The sequence below is a fragment of the Klebsiella sp. 28 genome (assembly GCF_018223905.1).
GTDB lineage: Bacteria > Pseudomonadota > Gammaproteobacteria > Enterobacterales > Enterobacteriaceae > Klebsiella > Klebsiella pneumoniae.
This window is the reverse complement of sequence record NZ_JAGRQY010000002.1, coordinates 43,160-65,237: the sequence shown is the minus strand read 5'-3', so window position 1 is coordinate 65,237 and position 22,078 is coordinate 43,160. Positions and strand designations below refer to the sequence as shown.

Here is a 22,078-nt window from a genome sequence, read left to right as displayed (position 1 = left end):
AGTGCGTCGTTAAGCGTTCTTCAGCACTTCGCTGACAATCTCTACCGCTTCTTTTTCAATCAGCTTGCGATGCTCTTCGCCGAGGAAGCTTTCGCAGTAGATCTTGTAGGCGTCTTCGGTGCCTGACGGACGCGCCGCGAACCAGCCGTTGTCGGTCATCACCTTGAGGCCGCCAATCGCCGCCCCGTTGCCCGGCGCCGCGGTCAGACGGGCAGTGATCGGATCCCCCGCCAGGGTGTCAGCGCTGACCATTTCCGGAGAGAGCTTGGACAGCGCCGCTTTCTGCGCGGAGGTCGCGGAAGCCTGCAGACGGTTATAGCTCGGCGCACCGAAGCGTTCCGCCAGTTCGTTGTAATGCTCCTGCGGGTTTTTCCCGGTCACCGCGGTGATTTCCGCCGCCAGCAGGCACATGATGATGCCGTCTTTATCGGTGGACCACGGCGTGCCGTCGAAGCGCAGGAAGGAGGCCCCGGCGCTCTCTTCGCCGCCGAAGCCGAAGCTGCCATCGAACAGGCCGTCGACAAACCACTTAAAGCCCACCGGCACTTCCACCAGCTTGCGGCCCAGATCGTTCACCACGCGGTCAATCATCGCGGAGGAGACCAGCGTTTTACCCACCGCCACCTCTTTGCCCCACTGCGGACGATGCTGGAACAGGTAGTTGATCGCTACCGCCAGGTAGTGGTTCGGGTTCATCAACCCCGCCGGGGTCACAATCCCGTGGCGGTCGTAATCCGGGTCGTTAGCAAACGCCAGATCGAACTTATCGCGCAGCGCCAGCAGGCCAGCCATCGCACACTCTGAGGAGCAATCCATGCGGATGGCGCCGTCTTTATCGAGGTGCATAAAGCGGAAGGTCTGATCCACCTGATCGTTAACAATGGTCAGATTGAGCTTGTAGTGCTCGCCAATGCGCTTCCAGTATTCGATACCGGACCCGCCCAGCGGATCGACGCCCAGCGTCAGGCCGGCTTTCTGGATTGCGGCCATATCGACGATATCCGCCAGCCCCTCAATGAACGGCTGCACCAGATCCTGTTCTTTAACGTGGCCAGAAGCCAGCGCCGCGTCCAGAGAAATGCGTTTCACGCCCTGCAGGCCCGCGGCCAGCAGTTCGTTGGCGCGGTTTTCCACCACTTTGGTGACGTTGGTATCAGCCGGGCCGCCGTTTGGCGGATTGTACTTGATACCACCATCTTCCGGCGGGTTGTGTGACGGGGTGATCACAATGCCGTCCGCCAGCGGACCGCCTTTTTTGTTATGCACCAGAATCGCGTTGGAGACCGCCGGCGTCGGGGTGAAGCCGTTGTTTTCCTGCACGATCACGTCGACGCCGTTGGCGGTTAACACTTCCAGCACCGAAATAAATGCCGGCTCGGAGAGGGCGTGGGTATCTTTGCCGACATAGCACGGACCGGTGATCCCGTTTTTCGCACGATCTTCCGCAATGGCCTGGGCGATGGCCAGGATATGCGGTTCGTTGAAGTTGTGGCGCGCCGCGCTACCGCGATGGCCAGAGGTGCCGAATTTTACCGCATGCTCCGCATTACAGACTTCAGGCTTCAGCACGTAGTACTGAGCAGTCAGTTGGGCGACGTTAATCAAATCACTCTGTTGCGCAGGCTGCCCCGCACGTTTATCGATTGCCATTGCCTGATCCTTCTGGTGCAAATGTTAAAAAGCTAGATCGTGCCGCAAACCTTTTCAATCAGCTCCGCAGGGAACTGCATCGACTGCATGATGTGCTCAATCATGCTGCATTTACGGCCGGTATTGGTATTGGTGATCACCCACCACGGTGTACCAGGAACCTGTTTCGGTTTGGTCTGATTACCGCTTTTCAGCAGCGTACGCGCATCTTCCGCGAAGTAAACGCGCGTGCGGCCGTGCAGAGACTCGGTGGCCTCGGCAAATGCTTTACTGTCCAGGGAGTAGAGGGTCGTCAACACCAGCATAAAACGGTTCACCGCGCGCTTCTGCTCGGCGTATTCATCAGATAACAGCATCTCGCGCATGGCGCGGACTTTATCTTTCACCGGGTTAGCGGGTTTCACCTCAGCGACAGGCGCTGGCGCCAGCGTCGGAGCGGCTTTGCTGACCGGTGTAGCCGGTTGGGAAACGGCGGAAAATTTTAGCATACGCCGTAAAATGTCGGATGCGCTCTCGCCGATATGCAGAGTGTGGCTGGCAATATAGCGATAGAGTTCATCATCAACTTCAATTGTTTTCATCTTAATCCAGTGCGATATCTTTTCTGAATACAAATCGTTGGGATTATAAGTACAAATCCCAACCGCGGATAGCGTCAAACCAGGATGGCGGTAAAACTCAGAAAACTTCTGGGTCTTGCAGCCGGATGGCAGAATGTCCAACATAATACCCTAACCCGACGGAGCGAAAAAAAGAACTTTGCCATGAAATTAAATAGCCGAGCGCAATCTGCACAGAATCCGCACAACCACTCCCCGATCGTGCTGGTCCACGGTCTGTTTGGCAGCCTGGACAACCTGGGCATCCTCGCCCGCGACCTGATCGCCGACCATGATATTGTGCAGGTCGATATGCGCAACCACGGTTTGTCGCCGCGGTCGCCAGAGATGACCTACCCCGCCATGGCGCAGGATCTGCTTGATACGCTCGACGCGCACCAGATCGAGCGCGCCACCTTTATCGGCCATTCGATGGGCGGGAAAGCGGTAATGGCGCTTACCGCCCTGGCGCCTGAACGCATCAGCGGTCTGGTGGCGATCGATATCGCGCCGGTGGATTATCACGTTCGCCGCCATGATGAGATCTTCGCCGCTATCCGCGCCGTCAGCGAATCCGCCGCCAGCACCCGCCAGCAGGCGGCGCAGGTGATGCGCGAGCACCTGCAGGAAGAAGGCGTGATTCAGTTCCTGCTGAAATCATTCGTCGACGGCGACTGGCGCTTCAACGTGCCGGTGCTGTGGGACCAGTATCCGCATATCGTCGGCTGGGAAACCATCCCGGCCTGGCCGCACCCGACGCAGTTTATTCCCGGCGGCAACTCGCCCTATGTGACCGACGCCTACCGCGACGCGCTGCTGGCCCAGTTCCCGCAGGCCCGGGCCCACGTCATCGCCGGCGCCGGACACTGGGTCCATGCCGAGAAACCCGAGGCGGTGTTACGCGCCATCCGCCGCTATCTGACGAGCATCGCCGCCTGATTGGCTAAAATATGCCCGACCGCGCCGCAGAATGCCCGCGGTCGTTGGCGCAGCCGTTCGCCTGATGTATGATGGCGCGCTATCTGCGCCGGCTAGAGCCCGGCAGCTTGTTTCCCCGAAGTCACTCAGAATCATGGCAAAAGAACAAACGGACCGTACGACATTAGATTTGTTCGCAAACGAGCGTCGCCCGGGAAGACCGAAAACCAATCCGCTGTCGCGCGATGAACAACTGCGCATCAACAAACGTAACCAGCTGAAACGCGATAAGGTTCGCGGGCTGAAGCGCGTGGAGTTAAAACTCAACGCCGATGCGGTCGATGCGCTCAACGAGCTGGCGGAAGCGCGTAATATGAGCCGCAGCGATCTCATTGAAGAGATGCTGATGACCCAGTTAACCGCCCTGCGCAGCCAGGGAAAAGTCTAACTTTCCGCGAAAAACCCGCATTCATGTAGCAGAGTGTGCAGTCGGGCGTGATTGCTGTTTCCGCGCCCTTGCCTGTTCTGCTATGATTGCCGTTATCTATGGGCATTGCGTCCCTACCACATCATTTAAGTTTCAAGAGGTTATTTTACTCATGGCAATCATCGGCATCTTTTTTGGCAGCGACACCGGCAACACCGAAAATATTGCAAAAATGATTCAAAAGCAGCTTGGTAAAGATGTTGCTGATGTTCACGACATTGCCAAAAGCAGCAAAGAAGACCTGGAAGCCCACGACATCCTGCTGCTCGGTATCCCGACCTGGTACTACGGTGAAGCGCAGTGTGACTGGGATGACTTCTTCCCGACGCTGGAAGAGATCGACTTCAATGGCAAACTGGTGGCGCTGTTCGGCTGCGGCGACCAGGAAGATTACGCAGAATACTTCTGCGACGCGCTGGGCACCATCCGCGACATCATTGAGCCGCGCGGCGCGACCATCGTCGGTCACTGGCCAACGGCGGGGTATCATTTTGAGGCTTCCAAAGGCCTGGCGGATGACGACCACTTCGTCGGCCTCGCCATTGATGAAGACCGCCAGCCGGAGCTGACCAACGAGCGCGTTGAGAAATGGGTGAAGCAGGTTGCCGAAGAGCTGCACCTCGAAGAAATCAAAAACGCCTGATGATTAAGCGGCGCAATCATTGGGTTGCGTCGCATTAATAGACAAAAGCAATCAAACTAATAGCTACAAGTTTTTAACTTTTAATCACATATCTGTACAATGTCCTCTGATTCTACGAGGCACGTGACGCAGTTTGTAGCTGGTGCCTCGTTTTTGACAGCAAACCAGGCCTGATGCTTGCAGTTTTCATTTACCAGTGGCAGTTCTATAATGAGACGCATTACGTCGGGTTAATTTCTGTATGACTTCCGTTGAAGGAAGTAGATCGTTTAGCAACAGGACAGATTCCGCATGACTGACAACAATACCGCATTAAAGAAGGCTGGCCTGAAAGTCACACTTCCTCGACTAAAAATCCTTGAAGTGCTGCAGGAACCGGATAACCATCATGTCAGTGCGGAAGACTTATATAAACGCCTGATCGACATGGGCGAAGAGATCGGTCTGGCGACCGTTTACCGCGTCCTCAACCAGTTTGATGACGCCGGCATCGTGACTCGTCATAATTTCGAAGGCGGAAAATCCGTTTTCGAACTGACCCAGCAGCATCACCACGATCACCTGATCTGCCTCGACTGCGGCAAAGTGATCGAATTCAGCGACGACTCGATCGAATTACGCCAGCGTGAAATTGCCTCCCGCCACGGCATCCGCCTGACCAACCACAGTTTATATCTGTACGGTCACTGTGCGGAAGGGGATTGCCGCGAGGACGAACACGCCCACGACGCGGTGGAAAAATAATTCCCCGTTTCGCTGAGACTGAAAAGCCAACCTGCCGGTTGGCTTTTTTATGGGCGCCTCTGGCACCCTTCCCGCACACGCCCCTGGGGTGACTTTCCTCATCCCCGCTTTGTCCGGAGAGTTGATATGGAACTTCGCCAGCGGGGCGATCTCTGATCGGATCGGTCGTCGTCCGGTGCTGATGGGCATTACCGTGCTGGCCCTGCTCACTACCTGGCCGGTGATGCACTGGCTCACCGTCGCGCCCGATTTCACCCGTATGACGCTGGTCCTGCTATGGTTCTCGTTCTTCTTTGGCATGTATAACGGCGCGATGGTCGCGGCGCTTACCGAAGTGATGCCGGTACACGTCCGCACCGTGGGCTTTTCGCTGGCCTTTAGTCTCGCTACTGCCATTTTCGGCGACCTGACGCCAGCTATTTCCACCGCACTGGTCGAGCTCACCGGCGATAAAAGCCCGCCGGGCTGGTGGCTAATGTGCGCCGCGCTGTGCGGATTCATTGCCACCGCGCTACTGTTCGTGCGGCTGAGCCGCGGCTATCAGCCGGCGGAGAGTCAGCGCAAAAAAAACAAACGGGCGGAGATATGCCCCGCCCGTTTGCCGCTGTCGTCTGATTTAATGGGTCGTATTATTGCTGCGGATCTCCTTCCAGATCTGATCGCAGCGCGCTTTCACCGCCTGATCGTTGCCGGTGCGGGTGGCCTGAATACACTGTTGGTAATCCAGGACGCGAACGCTCTCCTGGTTGGCGAACTGCTGGTGCTGTTTATCCTTTTTCAGCACATTCAGTACGCTCTGGCAGGCTTCAATCTTGTCCGGATTCCCTTCCGCCGTATTAATACAGGCGCTATAGGCATCTTTCAGTTTGGTGTCTTCTTTCGGCGCCGGCGACGTGGTGCAGGCCACCAGGCCCGCTGCCATCATGGCAATAAGCAGCATTTTTTTCATTGTCGTTCTCCCAGAGGTGCGGCAGGCTCACGCCCGCCGCGCAGGCATCAGAAAATAGTGAACGGGGCGATAACCATGAACTTCACGTCGCGCTCATCCTGGAAGATGTTGCCGTAGCCGCCGCTCCAGCTCGGAATATCGGAATGGTTGTCGTATTGGGTAAAGTGCAGTTTGAACAGGGTGCCCTTCGCCCGCCCTTCCTGTACGGTATACATTGCATCCAGGCTATAGGCCGACTCTTTCAGGCGATAGTCAGGGTCATAGTACGCATCCGGAGAGGACATTCGGCCCGGCTTCGCATCCCAGGCGTAGACATAAGACGCGCCGAACGCCCAGCCCGGCATATCCCAGTTTTTCATGTCATACATCGCGCCAAAGAAGACCGCTTTTTCGCCGTTGGCGTTAAAGTCGGAGCGGTTATCCCACCAGATATCGAGACGACCATTGGAAGAGGCGTAGGTCGGGGTCATACGCTGCAGGAAGTAGCCCTGCTGGCCATCAGCCTTCACCCAGGTTCCCTCGAGACGCAGATCCAGGACATCCGCCACCTTATAACCAAAGGTTAACGCCTGCAGCCATGCGGTGCCATCATAGATGTCGTTGACCCCGCCGTTGCTGACCTTATCGCGGGTGCCGTAGAACTGGTAGCTGGTGCTCAGCGGCGCGCCGGCGACGTCAAACTTGTAGCTGGCTTTAGCAAAGTACTGATCGATATAGCCCTGAGCCTGACCAAATGCCGCCTCCAGCACCAGGTCATTTTTGAAATCATATTTAGCGCCGACGGAGTGGAGATAATCGACTTTGGTCTTCTTATCGTTCTGATAGAAATCGTCCATCTCGATATGCCATGGCGCTTTATACTCGTTCGTCCACATATAGGAGAAACTTAACGCGCCCGCCGTGCCATAGTCGAAGTTAGCCCCGGCCTCCGCCCCCTGATAGGTACCTGGCATAAAACTCCAGTGCGGGGCCAGCAGAGTCTGGCCGGTTGGCTGGATATAGCCCGCACGTGCCCACGCCGGACCATATTTGAATTTCGCTGCGGCTTTATACAGGCTGATGCCGCTCTTATCGCCGGAATAGTCTTCGTCATAGGCTTTGTTACGTGACGAGAAGGCAATTTCGTTCGGGTGACCGCTATCGCCGTTCTCCGCCATTTCAATCGCGGTAAACGCGGCAATATCAAGGCCAAACATATCGGCGGCATAGCCGGACTGGAAGTCCAGGTTGGCGTTCCAGGTAGAGTGGGAAAGGTTGGTTTTGTATTTGTCGCCGTCGGTCACATCTTTACGGTCACGCTCACGCTGCCAGTAATAGATACCGCCGGTTAAGGTTGAATCATCGATAAAGCCTGCTGCGCTGGCCTGTGGAGCCACAACCCAGCCCGACATCGCGGTGACGGCGGCAATAGCCAGCGCCAGCGTACTACGTTTGCCACTAAACGTACGCATGTGCATATCCTCTTTGACGTTTTAAAAGGCGAAGACCAGCGGTCAATCGCTAAAAAATAAATAAAACTGCAAAATGTGGGGCGGTAAAAAAGACCGCGAAACCACTGTAGATAGACTATTTTTCGTGGCGCGAATTATCAATGTTTTTCGTGAGGCAAAGCTTAAGATTATGACAAAGCGCACATATTTTATGTCGTTTTGTTACAGTCTTATCTCTGATGATTTTGTTATGGAAGTCATTGCAAAATCAGGGAAAAACGCAATCATTGAAAGCGATTACATTGGTTTTTTGTATGTGACAGGAAACATCAGAAGCGCTATTTATTACCACGCAGAAACAGAATTAATTCGCATCGCGAAAATGAAAAGTTTAATTAGCTGATTCTGAAACAAAAAAAAGCGCCGCTGGGAGCGACGCTTTGACAGAAAAGAAATGTTATTCGCCCGCTTTCGCCCAGGTATCACGCAGCCCGACGGTGCGGTTGAACACCAGACTGGTTGCGGTTGCATAGCGGCTGTCGAGGCAGAAATAGCCTTCACGCTCAAACTGGTAAGCTTTACCGGCTTCGGCCTGCGCCAGGCTCGGCTCCGCGTACCCCTGTTTGATCACCAGCGATTCCGGGTTGATCACTGCGAGGAAATCGTCCGCCGCGCCCGGGTTTGGCACGCTGAACAGACGATCGTAGAGACGGATCTCTACCGGCAGCGCATGCGCCGCGCTTACCCAATGGATCACGCCTTTGACCTTGCGGCCGTCGGCCGGGTCTTTGCTCAGGGTGTCGGCATCGTAGGTGCAGAAGATGGTGGTAATATTGCCTTCGGCATCTTTCTCCACGCGTTCCGCTTTGATGACGTAGGCGTTGCGCAGACGCACTTCTTTACCCAGCACCAGACGCTTGTACTGTTTGTTGGCTTCTTCGCGGAAGTCCGCGCGATCGATCCAGATTTCGGCGCTGAACGGCACTTCACGACTGCCCATTTCCGGCTTGTTCGGATGGTTCGGCATCATCACCATTTCGCTTTCGCCCTGCGGATAGTTCTCGATAACCAGTTTCACCGGATCGATCACCGCCATCGCGCGCGGGGCGTTTTCGTTCAGATCTTCACGAATGCAGGACTCCAGCGACGCCATCTCGATGGTGTTGTCCTGCTTGGTCACGCCGATGCGCTTGCAGAACTCGCGGATGGATTCGGCGGTGTAGCCGCGACGACGCAGACCGGAGATGGTCGGCATACGCGGGTCGTCCCAGCCTTCCACGTGCTTCTCAGTCACCAGCTGGTTCAGCTTACGCTTGGACATCACGGTGTATTCGAGATTCAGGCGCGAGAATTCGTACTGACGCGGATGCACCGGGATGCTGATGTTGTCCAGCACCCAATCGTACAGGCGGCGGTTGTCCTGGAACTCCAGGGTACACAGCGAGTGGGTAATGCCTTCCAGCGCATCGCTGATGCAGTGGGTGAAGTCGTACATCGGGTAGATGCACCACTTGTTGCCAGTCTGATGATGCTCAGCGAACTTAATGCGGTACAGCACCGGATCGCGCATCACGATAAACGGCGACGCCATATCGATCTTCGCGCGCAGGCAGGCTTTGCCTTCTTCGAAGCCGCCGCTGCGCATTTTTTCAAACAGCGCCAGGTTCTCTTCCACGCTGCGGTCGCGATACGGGCTGTTTTTACCCGGCGCTTTCAGGGTGCCGCGGTATTCGCGAATTTCATCAGGAGAGAGTTCATCAACATAGGCCAGACCTTTGTTGATCAGCTCAACCGCATACTGATGCAGCTGATCGAAATAATCAGACGAGTAGCATACGTCCCCGGACCAGTGGAAACCTAACCACTGCACGTCGTTTTTAATCGACTCAACGTATTCGATATCTTCTTTCACCGGGTTGGTGTCATCGAAACGCAGGTTGCATTGGCCCTGATAATCCTGGGCGATGCCGAAGTTCAGGCAGATGGATTTTGCATGGCCAATGTGCAGATAACCGTTCGGCTCCGGCGGGAAGCGAGTGTGAACGGTGGTATGTTTACCGGTAGCCAGATCTTCATCAATAATCTGACGGATAAAGTTAGTCGGGCGGGCTTCTGCCTCACTCATCACGGGTTCCTCAAAGCGTAAACAACGTATAACGGCACATGATCTTACAAGCAGGGCGTAGTGACAACTATTAGTTACGTAAAATAGGTATCAGAAGAGGATTATGGGGCCGATTGCTGGAAAAAAAAGCGGCGAAGGTTTCCCTTCGCCGCTGAGGCAAAAACTCGACTCAGGAGCCTTACTTGCCTTTAATCTCATACAGCGGCGTCTGGCCAGCAACGACCTTACCGCTCGCCAGTATCACCAGCGCGCTGTAGTCATCGCTGTTGCTGCAGACGACCGGACTGATCATTGAGCGCGCGTTGGCGTTGAGGAAGTCCAGATCCATTTCCAGAATCGGCTCACCCGCCTTCACGTCCGTGCCCTCTTCAACCAGACGTTTGAAGCCCTTGCCTTCCAGCGCCACGGTGTCGATACCCATGTGAACGACGATTTCCGCACCGTTGTTGGTTTCGAGGCAGAACGCGTGGTTAGTGTTGAAAATTTTCACCACGGTACCGGCGGCCGGGGCCACCACGATGTTGCTGGTCGGTTTCACCGCGATCCCGTCGCCGACGGCTTTGCTGGCGAAGGCTTCGTCCGGCACCTGCTCGAGGGCCACCACGTCACCGGTAATCGGCGAAACCAGCGACTCAACGGTCTTCGCGTTCGCTACCGCCTGCGGTTTAGCCGCAGGCGCTGCGGTGGCGACGTTGCCAGCCGGTGCGGCTGCCGCTGCCGCTACCGGGCCGCGGGTAACCACTTTTTTCATCTCATCGCCGATAGACTCTGCTTTCGCACCGACGATAACCTGAATGGTTTGCTTATTCAGTTTCACCACCCCGGACGCGCCGAGACGTTTACAGGCGGCGTCGTTCACCTTCGCCGAATCGCCCACGGTCAGACGCAGACGGGTGATACAGGCGTCAATGGCTTTCAGGTTGTCCGTTCCGCCCACCGCGGCGATATAGCTGGTCGCCAGCTGGGTCAGCCCCTCTTCAGTGTTGCTGTTGGCTTCTTCCGTTACCACGTCAGCGGCTTTGTCTTCACGACCCGGCGTTTTCAGGTTGAACATGCGGATCACCGCGCTGAACAGCAGGAAGTAGACGAAGAAGAACACCACGCCCATCACCAGCAGCATCCAGACGTTTTTGCTGGCGGCCGGCAGGCTGTACATCAGCACGTAGTCAATTGCACCTGCGGAGAAGGAGAAGCCCGCATGGATCCCGAGCGCCGTTGCGATGAACAGGCTGATACCGGTCAGCACCGCATGCAGGAGGTACAGCAGCGGAGCCAGGAACATGAACAGGAATTCCAGCGGCTCGGTTACCCCGGTCAGGAACGCGGTGATGGCCACGGACAGCAGCATACCGCCTACCATCGGACGACGCGCTTTCGGCGCCGCCAGATACATCGCCAGCGCCGCACCCGGCAGACCAAACATCATGATTGGGAAGAAGCCGGACATGAACATCCCCGCGGTGCCGTCGCCGGCGTAGAAGCGGTTGATGTCGCCGTGGAACACAGCGCCAGCGGCGTTAGTGAACTCACCAATCTGGAACCAGGCGATGGTGTTCAGCACCTGATGCAGACCGGTTGGGATCAGCAGACGGTTGATGAAACCAAAGATACCGGAACCCAGCGCCCCTGCGGAGACGATCCATTCGCCGCCAGAGTGGATAGCGTGCTGCACCGGCGGCCAGACGTAGCCGAAGATCGCCGCGAGGATCAGACAGAAGAAGCCAGTGGCGATCGGCACGAAGCGTTTGCCGCCGAAGAAGCTCAGGAAGTCCGGCAGCTTGATGCCGGCCCAGCGGTTGTATACCGCCCCTGCCACCAGACCGGTAATGATACCGGCCAGCACGCCCATATTGATTTCCGGGTTGATGGTGACCATCGCTTTGGTCATCACGAAATACCCTACCGCACCGGCCAGCGCCGCAGAACCGGCGTTATCCTTGGACCAGCTTGATGCCACACCAATTGCGAAGATCAGCGCCAGATTATCGAAGATCGCCCCACCCGCTTGCGCGATGAAGGGTACATTCAACAGGTCTGGTTGCCCGAAACGCAGCAGCAATGCCGCGACCGGCAGCACTGCGATAGGGAGCTGCAACGCCCTACCCAGTCGCTGAAAGAAACCTAAAATATTCATCTTATTCCCCCTATGAGACCCCGATGAGGCTCATTTCAAAGCCACTTTTTTATTGTGTAACAAGGTCGGTTTTATCACTTACCGGCAAAGTGTGTGAAAAATTAATTCGTATCGCAAATTAAACGGGTATTTTTTGTGATAATTATCACCAAATATCGTATTCCCTCCTCCCTTGCACTGGCTAACAACGAAAACTTATTTTATCATTAAAAAAATCAACACGGATTGACCCCGGTCGGCGCAGTTGCTGCAATACTCTCCTTAGAGTGCTGGCGCCAATCCGCCAGAATCTACTTTGACTATAGAGGTGAAGAATGAGACTGATTCCCCTGGTAACCGCTGAGCAGGTCGGTAAATGGGCTGCCCGCCATATCGTTAACCGCATTAATGCATTTAAACCAACCGCGGACCGTCCGTTCGTCCTGGGTCTGCCAACCGGTGGTACCCCGCTGACCGCCTACAAGGCGTTGGTTGAAATGCATAAAGCAGGCCAGGTTAGCTTCAAGCACGTCGTCACCTTTAACATGGATGAATACGTTGGCCTGCCGAAAGAGCATCCGGAAAGCTATCATAGCTTTATGCACCGTAATTTCTTTGACCACGTTGATATTCCGGCAGAAAATATCAACCTGCTGAATGGTAACGCGCCGGACATCGATGCGGAATGCCGTCGCTATGAAGAAAAAATTCGTTCCTACGGTAAAATCCACCTGTTCATGGGCGGCGTGGGCAACGATGGTCATATCGCGTTTAACGAACCGGCCTCTTCTCTGGCGTCCCGCACCCGTATTAAGACCCTGACCCATGAAACCCGCGTAGCGAACTCCCGCTTCTTCGACGGCGATGTGGATCTGGTGCCGAAATATGCGCTGACCGTCGGCGTGGGCACCCTGCTGGACGCAGAAGAAGTGATGATTCTGGTGCTGGGTCATCAGAAAGCGCTGGCGCTGCAGGCGGCGGTAGAAGGTAACGTCAACCACATGTGGACTATTACCTGTCTGCAGCTGCATCCGAAGGCGGTGATCGTCTGCGACGAACCGTCCACCATGGAGCTGAAAGTGAAGACGCTGAAATATTTCAACGAATTAGAAGCTGAAAATATTAAAGGTCTGTAATGTAGTCCTTCCCGCGCCCTGGCGCGGGATCATCTTTTTCTTTGTACGCACCATCATGCCGGCGGCAAACGAACGAACGCTGACCTGATGAGGCGTATATACCGGGGGTCGTAATGTATGCATTAACCCAGGGCCGGGTTTATACCGGTCATGAAATTCTCGATGACCATGCGGTTGTTATCGCTGATGGCTTTATCGAACGTCTTTGTCCGCTGGCAGATTTGCCGTCTGACATCGAGCAGCGCTCAGTCAACGGCGCAATAATCGCCCCCGGTTTTATCGACGTCCAGCTCAACGGCTGCGGCGGCGTGCAGTTTAACGACAGCCCAGAGGCGGTCACTGTCGAAACGCTGGAGATCATGCAGAAGGCCAACGAACGCTCAGGCTGCACCAGCTTCCTGCCGACGCTGATTACCTCCAGCGACGATCTGATGAAGCAAGGCGTGCGCGTGATGCGCGAATATCTGCAAAAACATCCGAACCAGGCGCTGGGCCTGCATCTCGAAGGGCCGTGGCTGAATATCGTTAAGAAAGGCACCCACAATCCGGACTACGTGCGTAAACCGGACGCGGCGCTGGTCGATTTCCTGTGCGACAACGCCGATGTGATCACCAAAGTGACCCTCGCCCCTGAGCGCGTTGAGCCAGAAGTGATCCGCAAACTGGTCGCCGCCGGGATCGTTGTCTCCGCGGGCCACTCCAACGCCACGCTGAAAGAGGCGAAAGTCGGCTTCCGCGCGGGCATTACCTTCGCCACCCACCTGTATAATGCGATGCCGTACATTACCGGCCGCGAACCGGGTCTTGCCGGGGCGATTTTTGACGAGCCGGATGTCTACTGCGGTATCATCGTCGACGGGATGCACGTCGATTACGCCAACGTGCGCAACGCCAAGCGCCTGAAAGGCGACAAGCTGTGCCTGGTCACCGACGCCACCGCGCCGGCGGGGGCGAATATTGACCAGTTCATTTTTGCCGGGAAAACAATATACTACCGCAATGGGCTGTGCGTAGATGAAAACGGCACCCTCAGCGGATCTTCGCTGACCATGATTGAAGGGGTGCGTAATCTGGTTGAGCATTGCGGCGTGGCACTGGACGAAGTATTGCGCATGGCGACGCTCTATCCTGCGCGCGCTATCGGCGTGGACAAGCAGCTCGGCAGCATTGCGCCGGGCATGGTCGCTAACCTGACCGCCTTTACACGCGATTATAAAATCACCAAGACCATCGTTAATGGTAACGAGGTCGTCACTGAGTAAGTAAAAGTATGACAGCAGGCGGACAAGCTCAAATTGGTAACGTTGACCTCGTAAAACAACTGAACAGCGCGGCCGTGTACCGCCTGATTGACCAGCATGGGCCCATCTCGCGCATTCAGATAGCCGAACAAAGCCAGCTTGCCCCTGCCAGCGTGACCAAAATCACGCGTCAGCTTATTGAGCGCGGCCTGATCAAAGAAGTCGATCAGCAGGCCTCCACCGGTGGCCGCCGCGCTATCTCTATCATTGCAGAAACCCGCAACTTCAACGCCATCGGCGTGCGGCTTGGCCGCTATGACGCCACTCTGACCCTGTATGATTTAAGCAGCAAGACCCTGGAAGAGGAGCACTTCCCGCTGCCCGAGCGCACCCAGGAAACGCTGGAACACGCCCTGCTGAATATCATCGCCACCTTTATCGAAAACTGTCAGCGCAAAATTCGCGAGCTGATCGCTATCTCAGTGATCCTGCCGGGCCTCGTCGACCCGGAAAGCGGCGTGATCCGCTATATGCCGCACATTGCGGTGGAAAACTGGGGCCTGGTCGGGGCGCTGGAGAAACGCTTCAACGTTACCTGCTTTGTTGGCCACGATATCCGCAGCCTGGCGCTGGCCGAGCACTATTTTGGCGCAAGCCAGGATTGCGAAGACTCCATTCTGGTGCGCGTGCACCGCGGTACCGGGGCGGGGATTATCTCCAACGGGCGCATTTTTATCGGCCGCAACGGCAACGTCGGCGAAATTGGCCATATTCAGGTCGACCCGCTGGGCGAACGCTGCCACTGCGGCAACTTCGGCTGTCTGGAGACCGTCGCGGCCAATGCCGCCATTGAACAGCGGGTTCGCCACCTGCTGGAGCAGGGCTACCAGAGCCGTCTGACGCCGGATGACTGCACGATCAAAACTATCTGCAAAGCGGCCAACAAGGGCGATGCCCTGGCCTGCGAGGTGATTGAGTACGTGGGGCGCCACCTCGGGAAAACGATCGCCATCGCCATTAACCTGTTCAACCCACAAAAAATCGTCGTCGCCGGCGAAATAGTGGAAGCTGAAAAGGTCCTTCTTCCGGCCATCGAAGGCTGCATTAACGCCCAGGCGCTTAAGGCGTTTCGTAAGAACCTGCCGGTGGTGCGCTCCACCCTCGATCACCGCTCTGCAATCGGCGCCTTCGCGCTGGTCAAACGCGCCATGCTTAATGGCACGCTGCTGCAGCGTTTGCTTGAGAGCTAATCGCCCCTTTTCTGATAGCGCGTCACCTTGATACGGGCGGGCCTCGCCCGTCAGAGGTGTGAAACCTCATCGATGACGCGTATAGTTTCGTCTTTGTTAATGATTCTGGACCCACCATGACCATTCAAAACATAATTTGTGATATTGACGGCGTACTGATGCACGATAACGTCGCCGTTCCCGGCGCAGCCGAGTTTATCAAGCGCATCCTCGATAAAGGCATGCCGCTGGTAATGCTGACCAACTACCCGTCGCAAACCGGCCAGGATCTGGCGAACCGTTTCGCCACCGCTGGAATTGATGTTCCGGATAGCGCCTTTTACACCTCAGCGATGGCCACCGCCGATTTTCTGCGTCGCCAGGAAGGCAAAAAAGCCTACGTGGTGGGAGAAGGGGCGCTGATCCACGAGCTGTACAAAGCCGGCTTTACCATTACCGATGTGAACCCGGATTTTGTCATCGTCGGAGAAACTCGCTCCTTTAACTGGGAAATGATGCATAAGGCCGCCTTCTTCGTCGCCAACGGCGCCCGCTTCATTGCCACTAACCCGGATACGCACGGTCGCGGCTTCTACCCTGCCTGCGGCGCGCTGTGCGCCGGGATCGAGAAGATCTCCGGCCGTAAGCCGTTTTACGTCGGCAAACCCAGCCCGTGGATCATCCGTTCAGCACTGAATAAAATGCAGGCTCACTCCGAGCAGACGGTGATCGTCGGCGATAACCTGCGCACCGATATACTGGCCGGTTTCCAGGCGGGGCTGGAGACTATTCTGGTGCTCTCCGGCGTCTCCACCCTCGACGATATCGACAGCATGCCGTTCCGCCCGTCGTGGATTTACCCTTCCGTCGCGGAAATCGATATTTTCTGATGCCAACCACGTCGCAGGACGTGGTTTTTCATTTCTAGCGCCCTTCAGAATTACCCCATCTAATAAAAACGGCCTATAAATACGAATTCCTCAATAAAGCCGTTCAAAAGATACTCTTTTTTCACTGTTCAACAATCACGGTTGCGTTTTTTCTTTTTCCGGCCGCAAAACCCTTGCGCCTGCTCCCCCTTTACGGCATTTTCTTAAGCACGCACTCAGGCTTCGCCACGAGACGAAGCCAGCACAACATCAAACACGACAGGGTAATGGAGAAGGCTATGTGTTCTATTTTTGGCGTACTGGATATTAAAACTGACGCAGGCGAGCTGCGTAAAAAGGCGTTGGAGCTTTCCCGCCTGATGCGCCACCGCGGTCCGGACTGGTCTGGCGTATATGCCAGCGACAAAGCGATTCTGGCGCACGAGCGCCTGTCGATTGTCGACGTCAACGCCGGGGCCCAGCCGCTGTACAACGCCGAAAAAACCCATGCGCTGGCCGTTAACGGCGAGATCTACAACCACCAGGCGCTGCGCGCGGAGTATGGCGATCGCTACCAGTTCCAGACCGGTTCCGACTGCGAAGTGATCCTCGCGCTGTATCAGGAAAAAGGCCCGGAGTTCCTCGACGACCTGCAGGGAATGTTCGCCTTCGCCCTGTACGACAGCGAAAAAGACGCGTACTTAATTGGCCGCGACCATATCGGCATTATCCCGCTGTATATGGGCCATGACGAACACGGCAACTTCTATGTCGCCTCCGAAATGAAAGCGCTGGTGCCGGTATGCCGCACCATTAAAGAGTTCCCAGCGGGCAGCTACCTGTGGAGCAAAGACGGCGAAATTCGCCAGTACTATCAGCGCGACTGGTTTGATTACGACGCGGTGAAAGACAACGTTACCGATAAGAACGAGCTGCGCCAGGCGCTGGAAGAGTCGGTGAAAAGCCACCTGATGTCCGACGTGCCTTACGGCGTGCTGCTCTCCGGCGGTCTTGATTCATCGGTCATCTCGGCTATCACCAAGAAATTCGCCGCCCGTCGCGTCGAAGATCAGGAGCGTAGCGAAGCCTGGTGGCCACAGCTGCACTCTTTCGCGGTCGGTCTGGAAGGCTCTCCTGACCTGAAAGCGGCGCAGGAGGTGGCCAACCACCTCGGCACCGTGCACCACGAAATTCACTTTACCGTCCAGGAAGGGCTGGATGCCATCCGCGACGTTATCTATCACATCGAAACCTACGATGTGACCACTATTCGCGCCTCGACGCCGATGTACCTGATGTCGCGGAAAATTAAAGCCATGGGCATCAAAATGGTGCTTTCCGGCGAAGGTTCGGACGAAGTGTTCGGCGGCTACCTCTACTTCCATAAGGCGCCGAACGCCAAAGAACTGCACGAAGAGACGGTGCGTAAGCTGCAGGCGCTGCATATGTTTGACTGCGCCCGCGCCAACAAAGCGATGTCCGCCTGGGGCGTGGAGGCCCGCGTGCCGTTCCTCGACAAGAAGTTCCTCGACGTCGCGATGCGCATTAACCCGCAGGATAAGATGTGCGGCAACGGCAAAATGGAAAAACACATTCTGCGCGAATGCTTTGAATCCTACCTGCCGGCCAGCGTCGCCTGGCGCCAGAAGGAGCAGTTCTCTGACGGCGTCGGCTACAGCTGGATCGATACCCTGAAAGAAGTGGCCGCCAAACAGATCAGCGACCAGCAACTGGAAACCGCAAGCTTCCGCTTCCCGTACAACACGCCGACCTCCAAAGAAGGCTATCTGTACCGCGAGATCTTCGAAGAGCTGTTCCCGTTGCCGAGCGCGGCGGAGTGCGTCCCTGGCGGTCCGTCGGTGGCCTGCTCTTCAGCGAAAGCCATTGAGTGGGATGAAGCGTTCAAAACCATGAACGATCCATCAGGCCGCGCGGTCGGTGTCCACCAGTCGGCCTACAAATAAGCCCAGACGGGCGGTGAAACGCAAAACGGACCCTCCGGGGTCCGTTTTCTTTTTGCCGGATTTATACCGCTGAAAAACGATAAATAACCAATAATTGCCGAATATTCCAGCGAGCTGTTCGCAACCTAACCAAACAGTCACATTACAACGATTTTCCTTGAAAAAGAGGTTGACGCTCGCAGGCCCAATACGCATAATGCGCCCCGCAACGCCGATAAGGTTACGCGAAAAAAAGATGGCTACGTAGCTCAGCTGGTTAGAGCACATCACTCATAATGATGGGGTCACAGGTTCGAATCCCGTCGTAGCCACCATCTTTTTTGCGGGAGTGGCGAAATTGGTAGACGCACCAGATTTAGGTTCTGGCGCCGCAAGGTGTGCGAGTTCAAGTCTCGCCTCCCGCACCATTCACCAGTTAGCGTTGTACGGATGGGGTATCGCCAAGCGGTAAGGCACCGGTTTTTGATACCGGCATTCCCTGGTTCGAATCCAGGTACCCCAGTCATATTTCTTCGATATTTGCGGTTCACCGCGACGGTATTGGGGTATCGCCAAGCGGTAAGGCACCGGTTTTTGATACCGGCATTCCCTGGTTCGAATCCAGGTACCCCAGCCATCGAAGAAGCAGTAAGACAATTAGGCTACGTAGCTCAGCTGGTTAGAGCACATCACTCATAATGATGGGGTCACAGGTTCGAATCCCGTCGTAGCCACCAAATTCTGGACGTATCGATACGCATCGATAAATCCGCAAACAATTTGTTGGGGTATCGCCAAGCGGTAAGGCACCGGATTCTGATTCCGGCATTCCGAGGTTCGAATCCTCGTACCCCAGCCAAATTTAAAAGTCGTTCAGCAGTGAACGCACTGTTGCCCTCAACCGGCGTAGTTACGGTCAAGCGCAACAGACAATTGGGGTATCGCCAAGCGGTAAGGCACCGGATTCTGATTCCGGCATTCCGAGGTTCGAATCCTCGTACCCCAGCCATTTCAATGCAAAAAAGCTCACTTCGGTGGGCTTTTTTGCTATTGGCGTCCTGACATGCTTACTCCGTACTGACTGCCGGGCAGGCGCTCTCCGCTACGCTCCTGCCCGGGAAGCCGGTTTTACAAGCCTAAGGCATACTTCAGCGCCTGACGCTTCAGCACCCCGGCGCGTTCAGCCGCCATCAGGCCAATATTACGCAGCATCCGCACCGGCGCCAGGTCATTGCTGAAACCGGCATAAAAGAGGTCCATCCCCGACTGCATGATAAAATTATCCGCTCGCCGCCACGCCTGGTAGCGCTTCAGCACCGGCAGGCTGGCCCAGTCTTCGCCGCGGCCGCGCGCTTCCGCCAGGATCTCCAGCAGGGCATCGACATCACGATAGCCAAGATTAACCCCCTGCCCCGCCAGTGGATGAATGGTGTGCGCCGCATCGCCCACCAGCGCCAGGCCGGGCTGAACATACTGCAGCGCATGACGCCGGGTGAGCGGGAAGGCGCCGGCCGCCTGCGGCGTCACCCGTCCCAGCCGCGCCGGAAAGTGACTGGCGATCTCCTGCTGGAGCTGCGCCATGGTCATGCTCTGCAGCTGACGGATCCGCGCCGGGGCGTCGTACCAGACCAGCGAGGCCCAGTGGTCGAACAGCGGCAGGAAGGCGCGTGGGCCGCTGGGAGTAAACTGCTGCCAGGTGCTGTCGCCGGGATCGTCGGCGCATTCGACGCTGATCAGCATACAGGACTGCTGATATTGCCAGGCGTGCACGCCGATGCCGGCCATCTCCCGCACCTGGGAGTTAGCGCCGTCGGCGCCGATAACCAGCCGGGCGTGGATCGTCTCCCCCTCGCGCAAATGCAACGCCGTCTGCGTCTCGCCGCGCTGCATCGTTTTCAGTTCGCTACCGACGCGCAGGGTAACCGCCTCATGCGCCGCCAGCGCTTGCCACAGGCCCCATTGCAGAACCTTGTTCTCGACCATATAGCCCAGCTCCGGCAGCTTGAGCTCCGCGGCGTCGAAGGCGACGTGCGCGCTCTCCCACTCCCAGGTCTCCAGACGGCGATAAGCATGGACGCGCATCGCCCGTATGGCATCCCAGACGCCGAGACTCTTCAGCAGGCCGACCGAAGCCGCGCTGATCGCCGAGATCCGCACATCCGGGGCGGATGCCGGATCGAACGCCGGTGGCGCCGCTTTCTCAAGCACCGTCACGGTAAATCCCTGTTGCGCCAGCCCTAACGCCAGGGCGCCGCCGACCATGCCGCCGCCCACGATGGCGACATCTGTTACGTGAATTGTCATGGCTATTATCCTTAAAGCAGAATCCGTTAAGTTTACCGGATTTTTCGCCCTCTTGCGGCGATAACGCTCGCACTGGTCAGGGGGCGACCAAAGCATTACAATACGCGCCCTGGAATGCGAAATTCACCCTGTATATATCCCCGCGTTTTGGATATCTATTACTGAGCATGAGCAAGTCAATGACAAAAAAACTCCATATTAAAACCTGGGGCTGTCAGATGAACGAGTATGATTCATCAAAGATGGCCGATCTGCTGGATGCGACACATGGGTATCAACTGACCGAGGTGGCGGAAGAAGCAGATGTGCTGTTGCTCAATACCTGCTCAATTCGTGAGAAGGCCCAGGAAAAAGTTTTCCATCAGCTTGGCCGCTGGAAGCTGCTGAAAGAGAAGAACCCGGACCTGATTATTGGCGTCGGCGGCTGCGTGGCTTCCCAGGAAGGCGACCATATTCGCCAGCGCGCGCACTATGTCGATATTATTTTCGGGCCGCAAACCCTGCACCGCCTGCCGGAGATGATTAACTCCGTGCGCGGCAACCGCAGTCCGGTAGTTGATATCAGCTTCCCGGAAATTGAAAAATTCGATCGCCTGCCAGAGCCGCGCGCTGAAGGGCCGACCGCCTTTGTCTCGATTATGGAAGGTTGCAATAAATACTGCACCTACTGCGTGGTGCCGTATACCCGCGGAGAAGAAGTTAGCCGTCCGTGCGACGATATCCTGTTTGAAATCGCCCAGCTGGCGGCGCAGGGCGTGCGTGAGGTCAATCTGCTGGGGCAGAACGTTAACGCCTGGCGCGGTGAGAATTACGACGGCACCACCGGCAGCTTTGCCGACCTGCTGCGCCTGGTCGCCGCCATCGACGGCATCGACCGCATTCGCTTCACCACCAGCCACCCGATCGAATTTACCGACGATATCATCGACGTTTATCGCGATACGCCGGAGCTGGTGAGCTTCCTGCACCTGCCGGTGCAGAGTGGCTCCGACCGTGTGCTGAACCTGATGGGACGCACCCATACCGCGCTGGAGTATAAAGCGATTATTCGCAAGCTGCGTGAAGCGCGCCCGGATATTCAGATAAGCTCCGACTTTATCGTCGGCTTCCCGGGCGAAACCACGGAAGATTTCGAAAAGACCATGAAGCTCATCGCCGACGTCAATTTCGATATGAGCTACAGCTTTATCTTCTCCGCTCGCCCGGGCACCCCGGCGGCCGATATGGTCGACGACGTGCCGGAGGCGGACAAAAAACAGCGTCTGTATATCCTGCAGGAACGCATTAACCAGCAGGCGATGGCCTGGAGCCGTCGCATGCTCGGCACGGTACAGCGCATCCTGGTGGAAGGCACCTCGCGTAAGAACATCATGGAACTCTCCGGACGTACGGAGAATAACCGGGTGGTCAACTTCGAAGGTACCCCGGACCTCGTCGGTAAGTTTGTCGATGTCGAAATCGTCGATGTATACACCAACTCGCTGCGCGGTAAAATCGTGCGCACCGAAGCGGAGATGGGTCTGCGTATCGCTGAATCACCCGAATCAGTGATTGCCCGCACCCGTAAAGAGAACGATCTTGGCGTGGGAATTTACCAGCCATGATCCCTTCAGGCCTGTCGGTTCCGGCAGGCCTTGTAATTCCTCTCTCCGTCCCTATATCTACAGCAATGCTTGCGCCATTTTCCTGTGACGTAAA

18 protein-coding genes, 7 tRNA genes and 1 pseudogene are annotated in these 22,078 nt (G+C 56.3%); 19 read left to right on the top strand and 7 right to left on the bottom strand.

Annotation, left to right across the window (positions count from 1 at the left end; translation table 11 throughout):
- Positions 1–9: 9 nt before the first annotated feature.
- Together pgm and seqA are read right to left on the bottom strand one after the other, a co-directional pair.
- Positions 10–1,650: a phosphoglucomutase (alpha-D-glucose-1,6-bisphosphate-dependent) gene (gene pgm, locus KHQ28_RS00425; RefSeq protein ID WP_160904661.1), complete on the bottom strand. Its 1,641-nt coding sequence runs from the start codon at positions 1,648–1,650 to the stop codon at positions 10–12.
- Between the two features lie 32 nt (positions 1,651–1,682).
- On the bottom strand, positions 1,683–2,231 hold the full coding sequence (gene seqA / locus KHQ28_RS00420; RefSeq protein ID WP_002894771.1) for a replication initiation negative regulator SeqA: 549 nt from the start codon (positions 2,229–2,231) through the stop codon (positions 1,683–1,685).
- Positions 2,232–2,414: 183 nt separating this feature from the next.
- Between seqA and ybfF the strand changes: the two genes are divergently transcribed.
- The 5 genes and pseudogenes from ybfF to KHQ28_RS00395 form a co-directional block, all read left to right on the top strand.
- Positions 2,415–3,188: an esterase gene (ybfF, locus tag KHQ28_RS00415; RefSeq protein WP_004152229.1), complete on the top strand. Its 774-nt coding sequence runs from the start codon at positions 2,415–2,417 to the stop codon at positions 3,186–3,188.
- A gap of 133 nt (positions 3,189–3,321) precedes the next feature.
- Complete coding sequence (gene ybfE, locus KHQ28_RS00410; RefSeq protein WP_002894767.1) at positions 3,322–3,615, top strand: LexA regulated protein; 294 nt, start codon at positions 3,322–3,324, stop codon at positions 3,613–3,615.
- Positions 3,616–3,766: 151 nt separating this feature from the next.
- On the top strand, positions 3,767–4,297 hold the full coding sequence (gene fldA / locus KHQ28_RS00405; protein ID WP_002894765.1) for a flavodoxin FldA: 531 nt from the start codon (positions 3,767–3,769) through the stop codon (positions 4,295–4,297).
- Between the two features lie 291 nt (positions 4,298–4,588).
- Positions 4,589–5,041: a ferric iron uptake transcriptional regulator gene (gene fur / locus KHQ28_RS00400; protein WP_002894761.1), complete on the top strand. Its 453-nt coding sequence runs from the start codon at positions 4,589–4,591 to the stop codon at positions 5,039–5,041.
- 142 nt (positions 5,042–5,183) lie between these two features.
- Positions 5,184–5,600, top strand: a pseudogene (locus KHQ28_RS00395) (hypothetical protein); the annotation flags it as partial.
- Positions 5,601–5,657: 57 nt separating this feature from the next.
- On the opposite strand, the gene chiQ reads toward KHQ28_RS00395, so the two are convergent.
- Together chiQ and chiP are read right to left on the bottom strand one after the other, a co-directional pair.
- The gene (gene chiQ / locus KHQ28_RS00390; RefSeq protein ID WP_002894759.1) at positions 5,658–5,990 is read right to left on the bottom strand and encodes a ChiQ/YbfN family lipoprotein; all 333 of its coding nucleotides are present in this window, start codon (positions 5,988–5,990) and stop codon (positions 5,658–5,660) included.
- 47 nt (positions 5,991–6,037) lie between these two features.
- On the bottom strand, positions 6,038–7,441 hold the full coding sequence (gene chiP, locus KHQ28_RS00385; protein WP_004152230.1) for a chitoporin: 1,404 nt from the start codon (positions 7,439–7,441) through the stop codon (positions 6,038–6,040).
- A gap of 73 nt (positions 7,442–7,514) precedes the next feature.
- On the opposite strand from chiP, the gene KHQ28_RS00380 reads away from it, so the two are divergent.
- Positions 7,515–7,823 (top strand): hypothetical protein, encoded by a 309-nt coding sequence (locus KHQ28_RS00380; protein ID WP_004176868.1) that lies wholly within the window; start codon positions 7,515–7,517, stop codon positions 7,821–7,823.
- A gap of 54 nt (positions 7,824–7,877) precedes the next feature.
- On the opposite strand, the gene glnS is transcribed toward KHQ28_RS00380, so the two are convergent.
- Together glnS and nagE are read right to left on the bottom strand one after the other, a co-directional pair.
- Positions 7,878–9,545 carry a glutamine--tRNA ligase gene (gene glnS, locus KHQ28_RS00375; protein WP_032419216.1) on the bottom strand — a complete coding sequence of 556 codons (1,668 nt, stop codon included), beginning with the start codon at positions 9,543–9,545 and terminating at the stop codon, positions 7,878–7,880.
- 178 nt (positions 9,546–9,723) lie between these two features.
- Positions 9,724–11,679 (bottom strand): PTS N-acetyl glucosamine transporter subunit IIABC, encoded by a 1,956-nt coding sequence (gene nagE / locus KHQ28_RS00370; RefSeq protein WP_004147599.1) that lies wholly within the window; start codon positions 11,677–11,679, stop codon positions 9,724–9,726.
- A 314-nt stretch (positions 11,680–11,993) separates the two neighbouring features.
- Here nagE and nagB point away from each other — a divergent pair, with 314 nt between their 5' ends.
- From nagB to KHQ28_RS00310, 12 genes are all read left to right on the top strand, one after another.
- Positions 11,994–12,794 carry a glucosamine-6-phosphate deaminase gene (gene nagB / locus KHQ28_RS00365; protein WP_002894749.1) on the top strand — a complete coding sequence of 267 codons (801 nt, stop codon included), beginning with the start codon at positions 11,994–11,996 and terminating at the stop codon, positions 12,792–12,794.
- A 113-nt stretch (positions 12,795–12,907) separates the two neighbouring features.
- Positions 12,908–14,056, top strand: a complete 1,149-nt coding sequence (gene nagA / locus KHQ28_RS00360) for an N-acetylglucosamine-6-phosphate deacetylase (RefSeq protein ID WP_004223668.1) — start codon at positions 12,908–12,910, stop codon at positions 14,054–14,056.
- An 8-nt stretch (positions 14,057–14,064) separates the two neighbouring features.
- A complete protein-coding gene (locus KHQ28_RS00355; RefSeq protein ID WP_002894742.1) occupies positions 14,065–15,285 on the top strand; it encodes an N-acetylglucosamine repressor in 1,221 nt (406 codons plus the stop codon).
- Between the two features lie 116 nt (positions 15,286–15,401).
- The gene (locus tag KHQ28_RS00350; protein ID WP_002894738.1) at positions 15,402–16,154 is read left to right on the top strand and encodes an HAD-IIA family hydrolase; all 753 of its coding nucleotides are present in this window, start codon (positions 15,402–15,404) and stop codon (positions 16,152–16,154) included.
- A gap of 278 nt (positions 16,155–16,432) precedes the next feature.
- Positions 16,433–18,097 (top strand): asparagine synthase B, encoded by a 1,665-nt coding sequence (gene asnB / locus KHQ28_RS00345; RefSeq protein WP_002894734.1) that lies wholly within the window; start codon positions 16,433–16,435, stop codon positions 18,095–18,097.
- A 237-nt stretch (positions 18,098–18,334) separates the two neighbouring features.
- Positions 18,335–18,411, top strand: a tRNA-Met gene (locus tag KHQ28_RS00340).
- A gap of 8 nt (positions 18,412–18,419) precedes the next feature.
- Positions 18,420–18,504 (top strand) — tRNA-Leu (locus KHQ28_RS00335).
- Positions 18,505–18,527: 23 nt separating this feature from the next.
- Positions 18,528–18,599: transfer RNA gene (locus tag KHQ28_RS00330), tRNA-Gln, on the top strand.
- A gap of 39 nt (positions 18,600–18,638) precedes the next feature.
- Positions 18,639–18,713 (top strand) — tRNA-Gln (locus KHQ28_RS00325).
- Between the two features lie 23 nt (positions 18,714–18,736).
- Positions 18,737–18,813: transfer RNA gene (locus KHQ28_RS00320), tRNA-Met, on the top strand.
- 47 nt (positions 18,814–18,860) lie between these two features.
- Positions 18,861–18,935, top strand: a tRNA-Gln gene (locus KHQ28_RS00315).
- A gap of 75 nt (positions 18,936–19,010) precedes the next feature.
- Positions 19,011–19,085, top strand: a tRNA-Gln gene (locus KHQ28_RS00310).
- Positions 19,086–19,204: 119 nt separating this feature from the next.
- Here KHQ28_RS00310 and ubiF read toward each other — a convergent pair.
- On the bottom strand, positions 19,205–20,380 hold the full coding sequence (ubiF, locus tag KHQ28_RS00305; protein ID WP_032419217.1) for a 3-demethoxyubiquinol 3-hydroxylase: 1,176 nt from the start codon (positions 20,378–20,380) through the stop codon (positions 19,205–19,207).
- Positions 20,381–20,559: 179 nt separating this feature from the next.
- Here ubiF and miaB point away from each other — a divergent pair, with 179 nt between their 5' ends.
- On the top strand, positions 20,560–21,984 hold the full coding sequence (gene miaB / locus KHQ28_RS00300; protein ID WP_002894730.1) for a tRNA (N6-isopentenyl adenosine(37)-C2)-methylthiotransferase MiaB: 1,425 nt from the start codon (positions 20,560–20,562) through the stop codon (positions 21,982–21,984).
- The last annotated feature ends 94 nt before the right edge of the window (positions 21,985–22,078 follow it).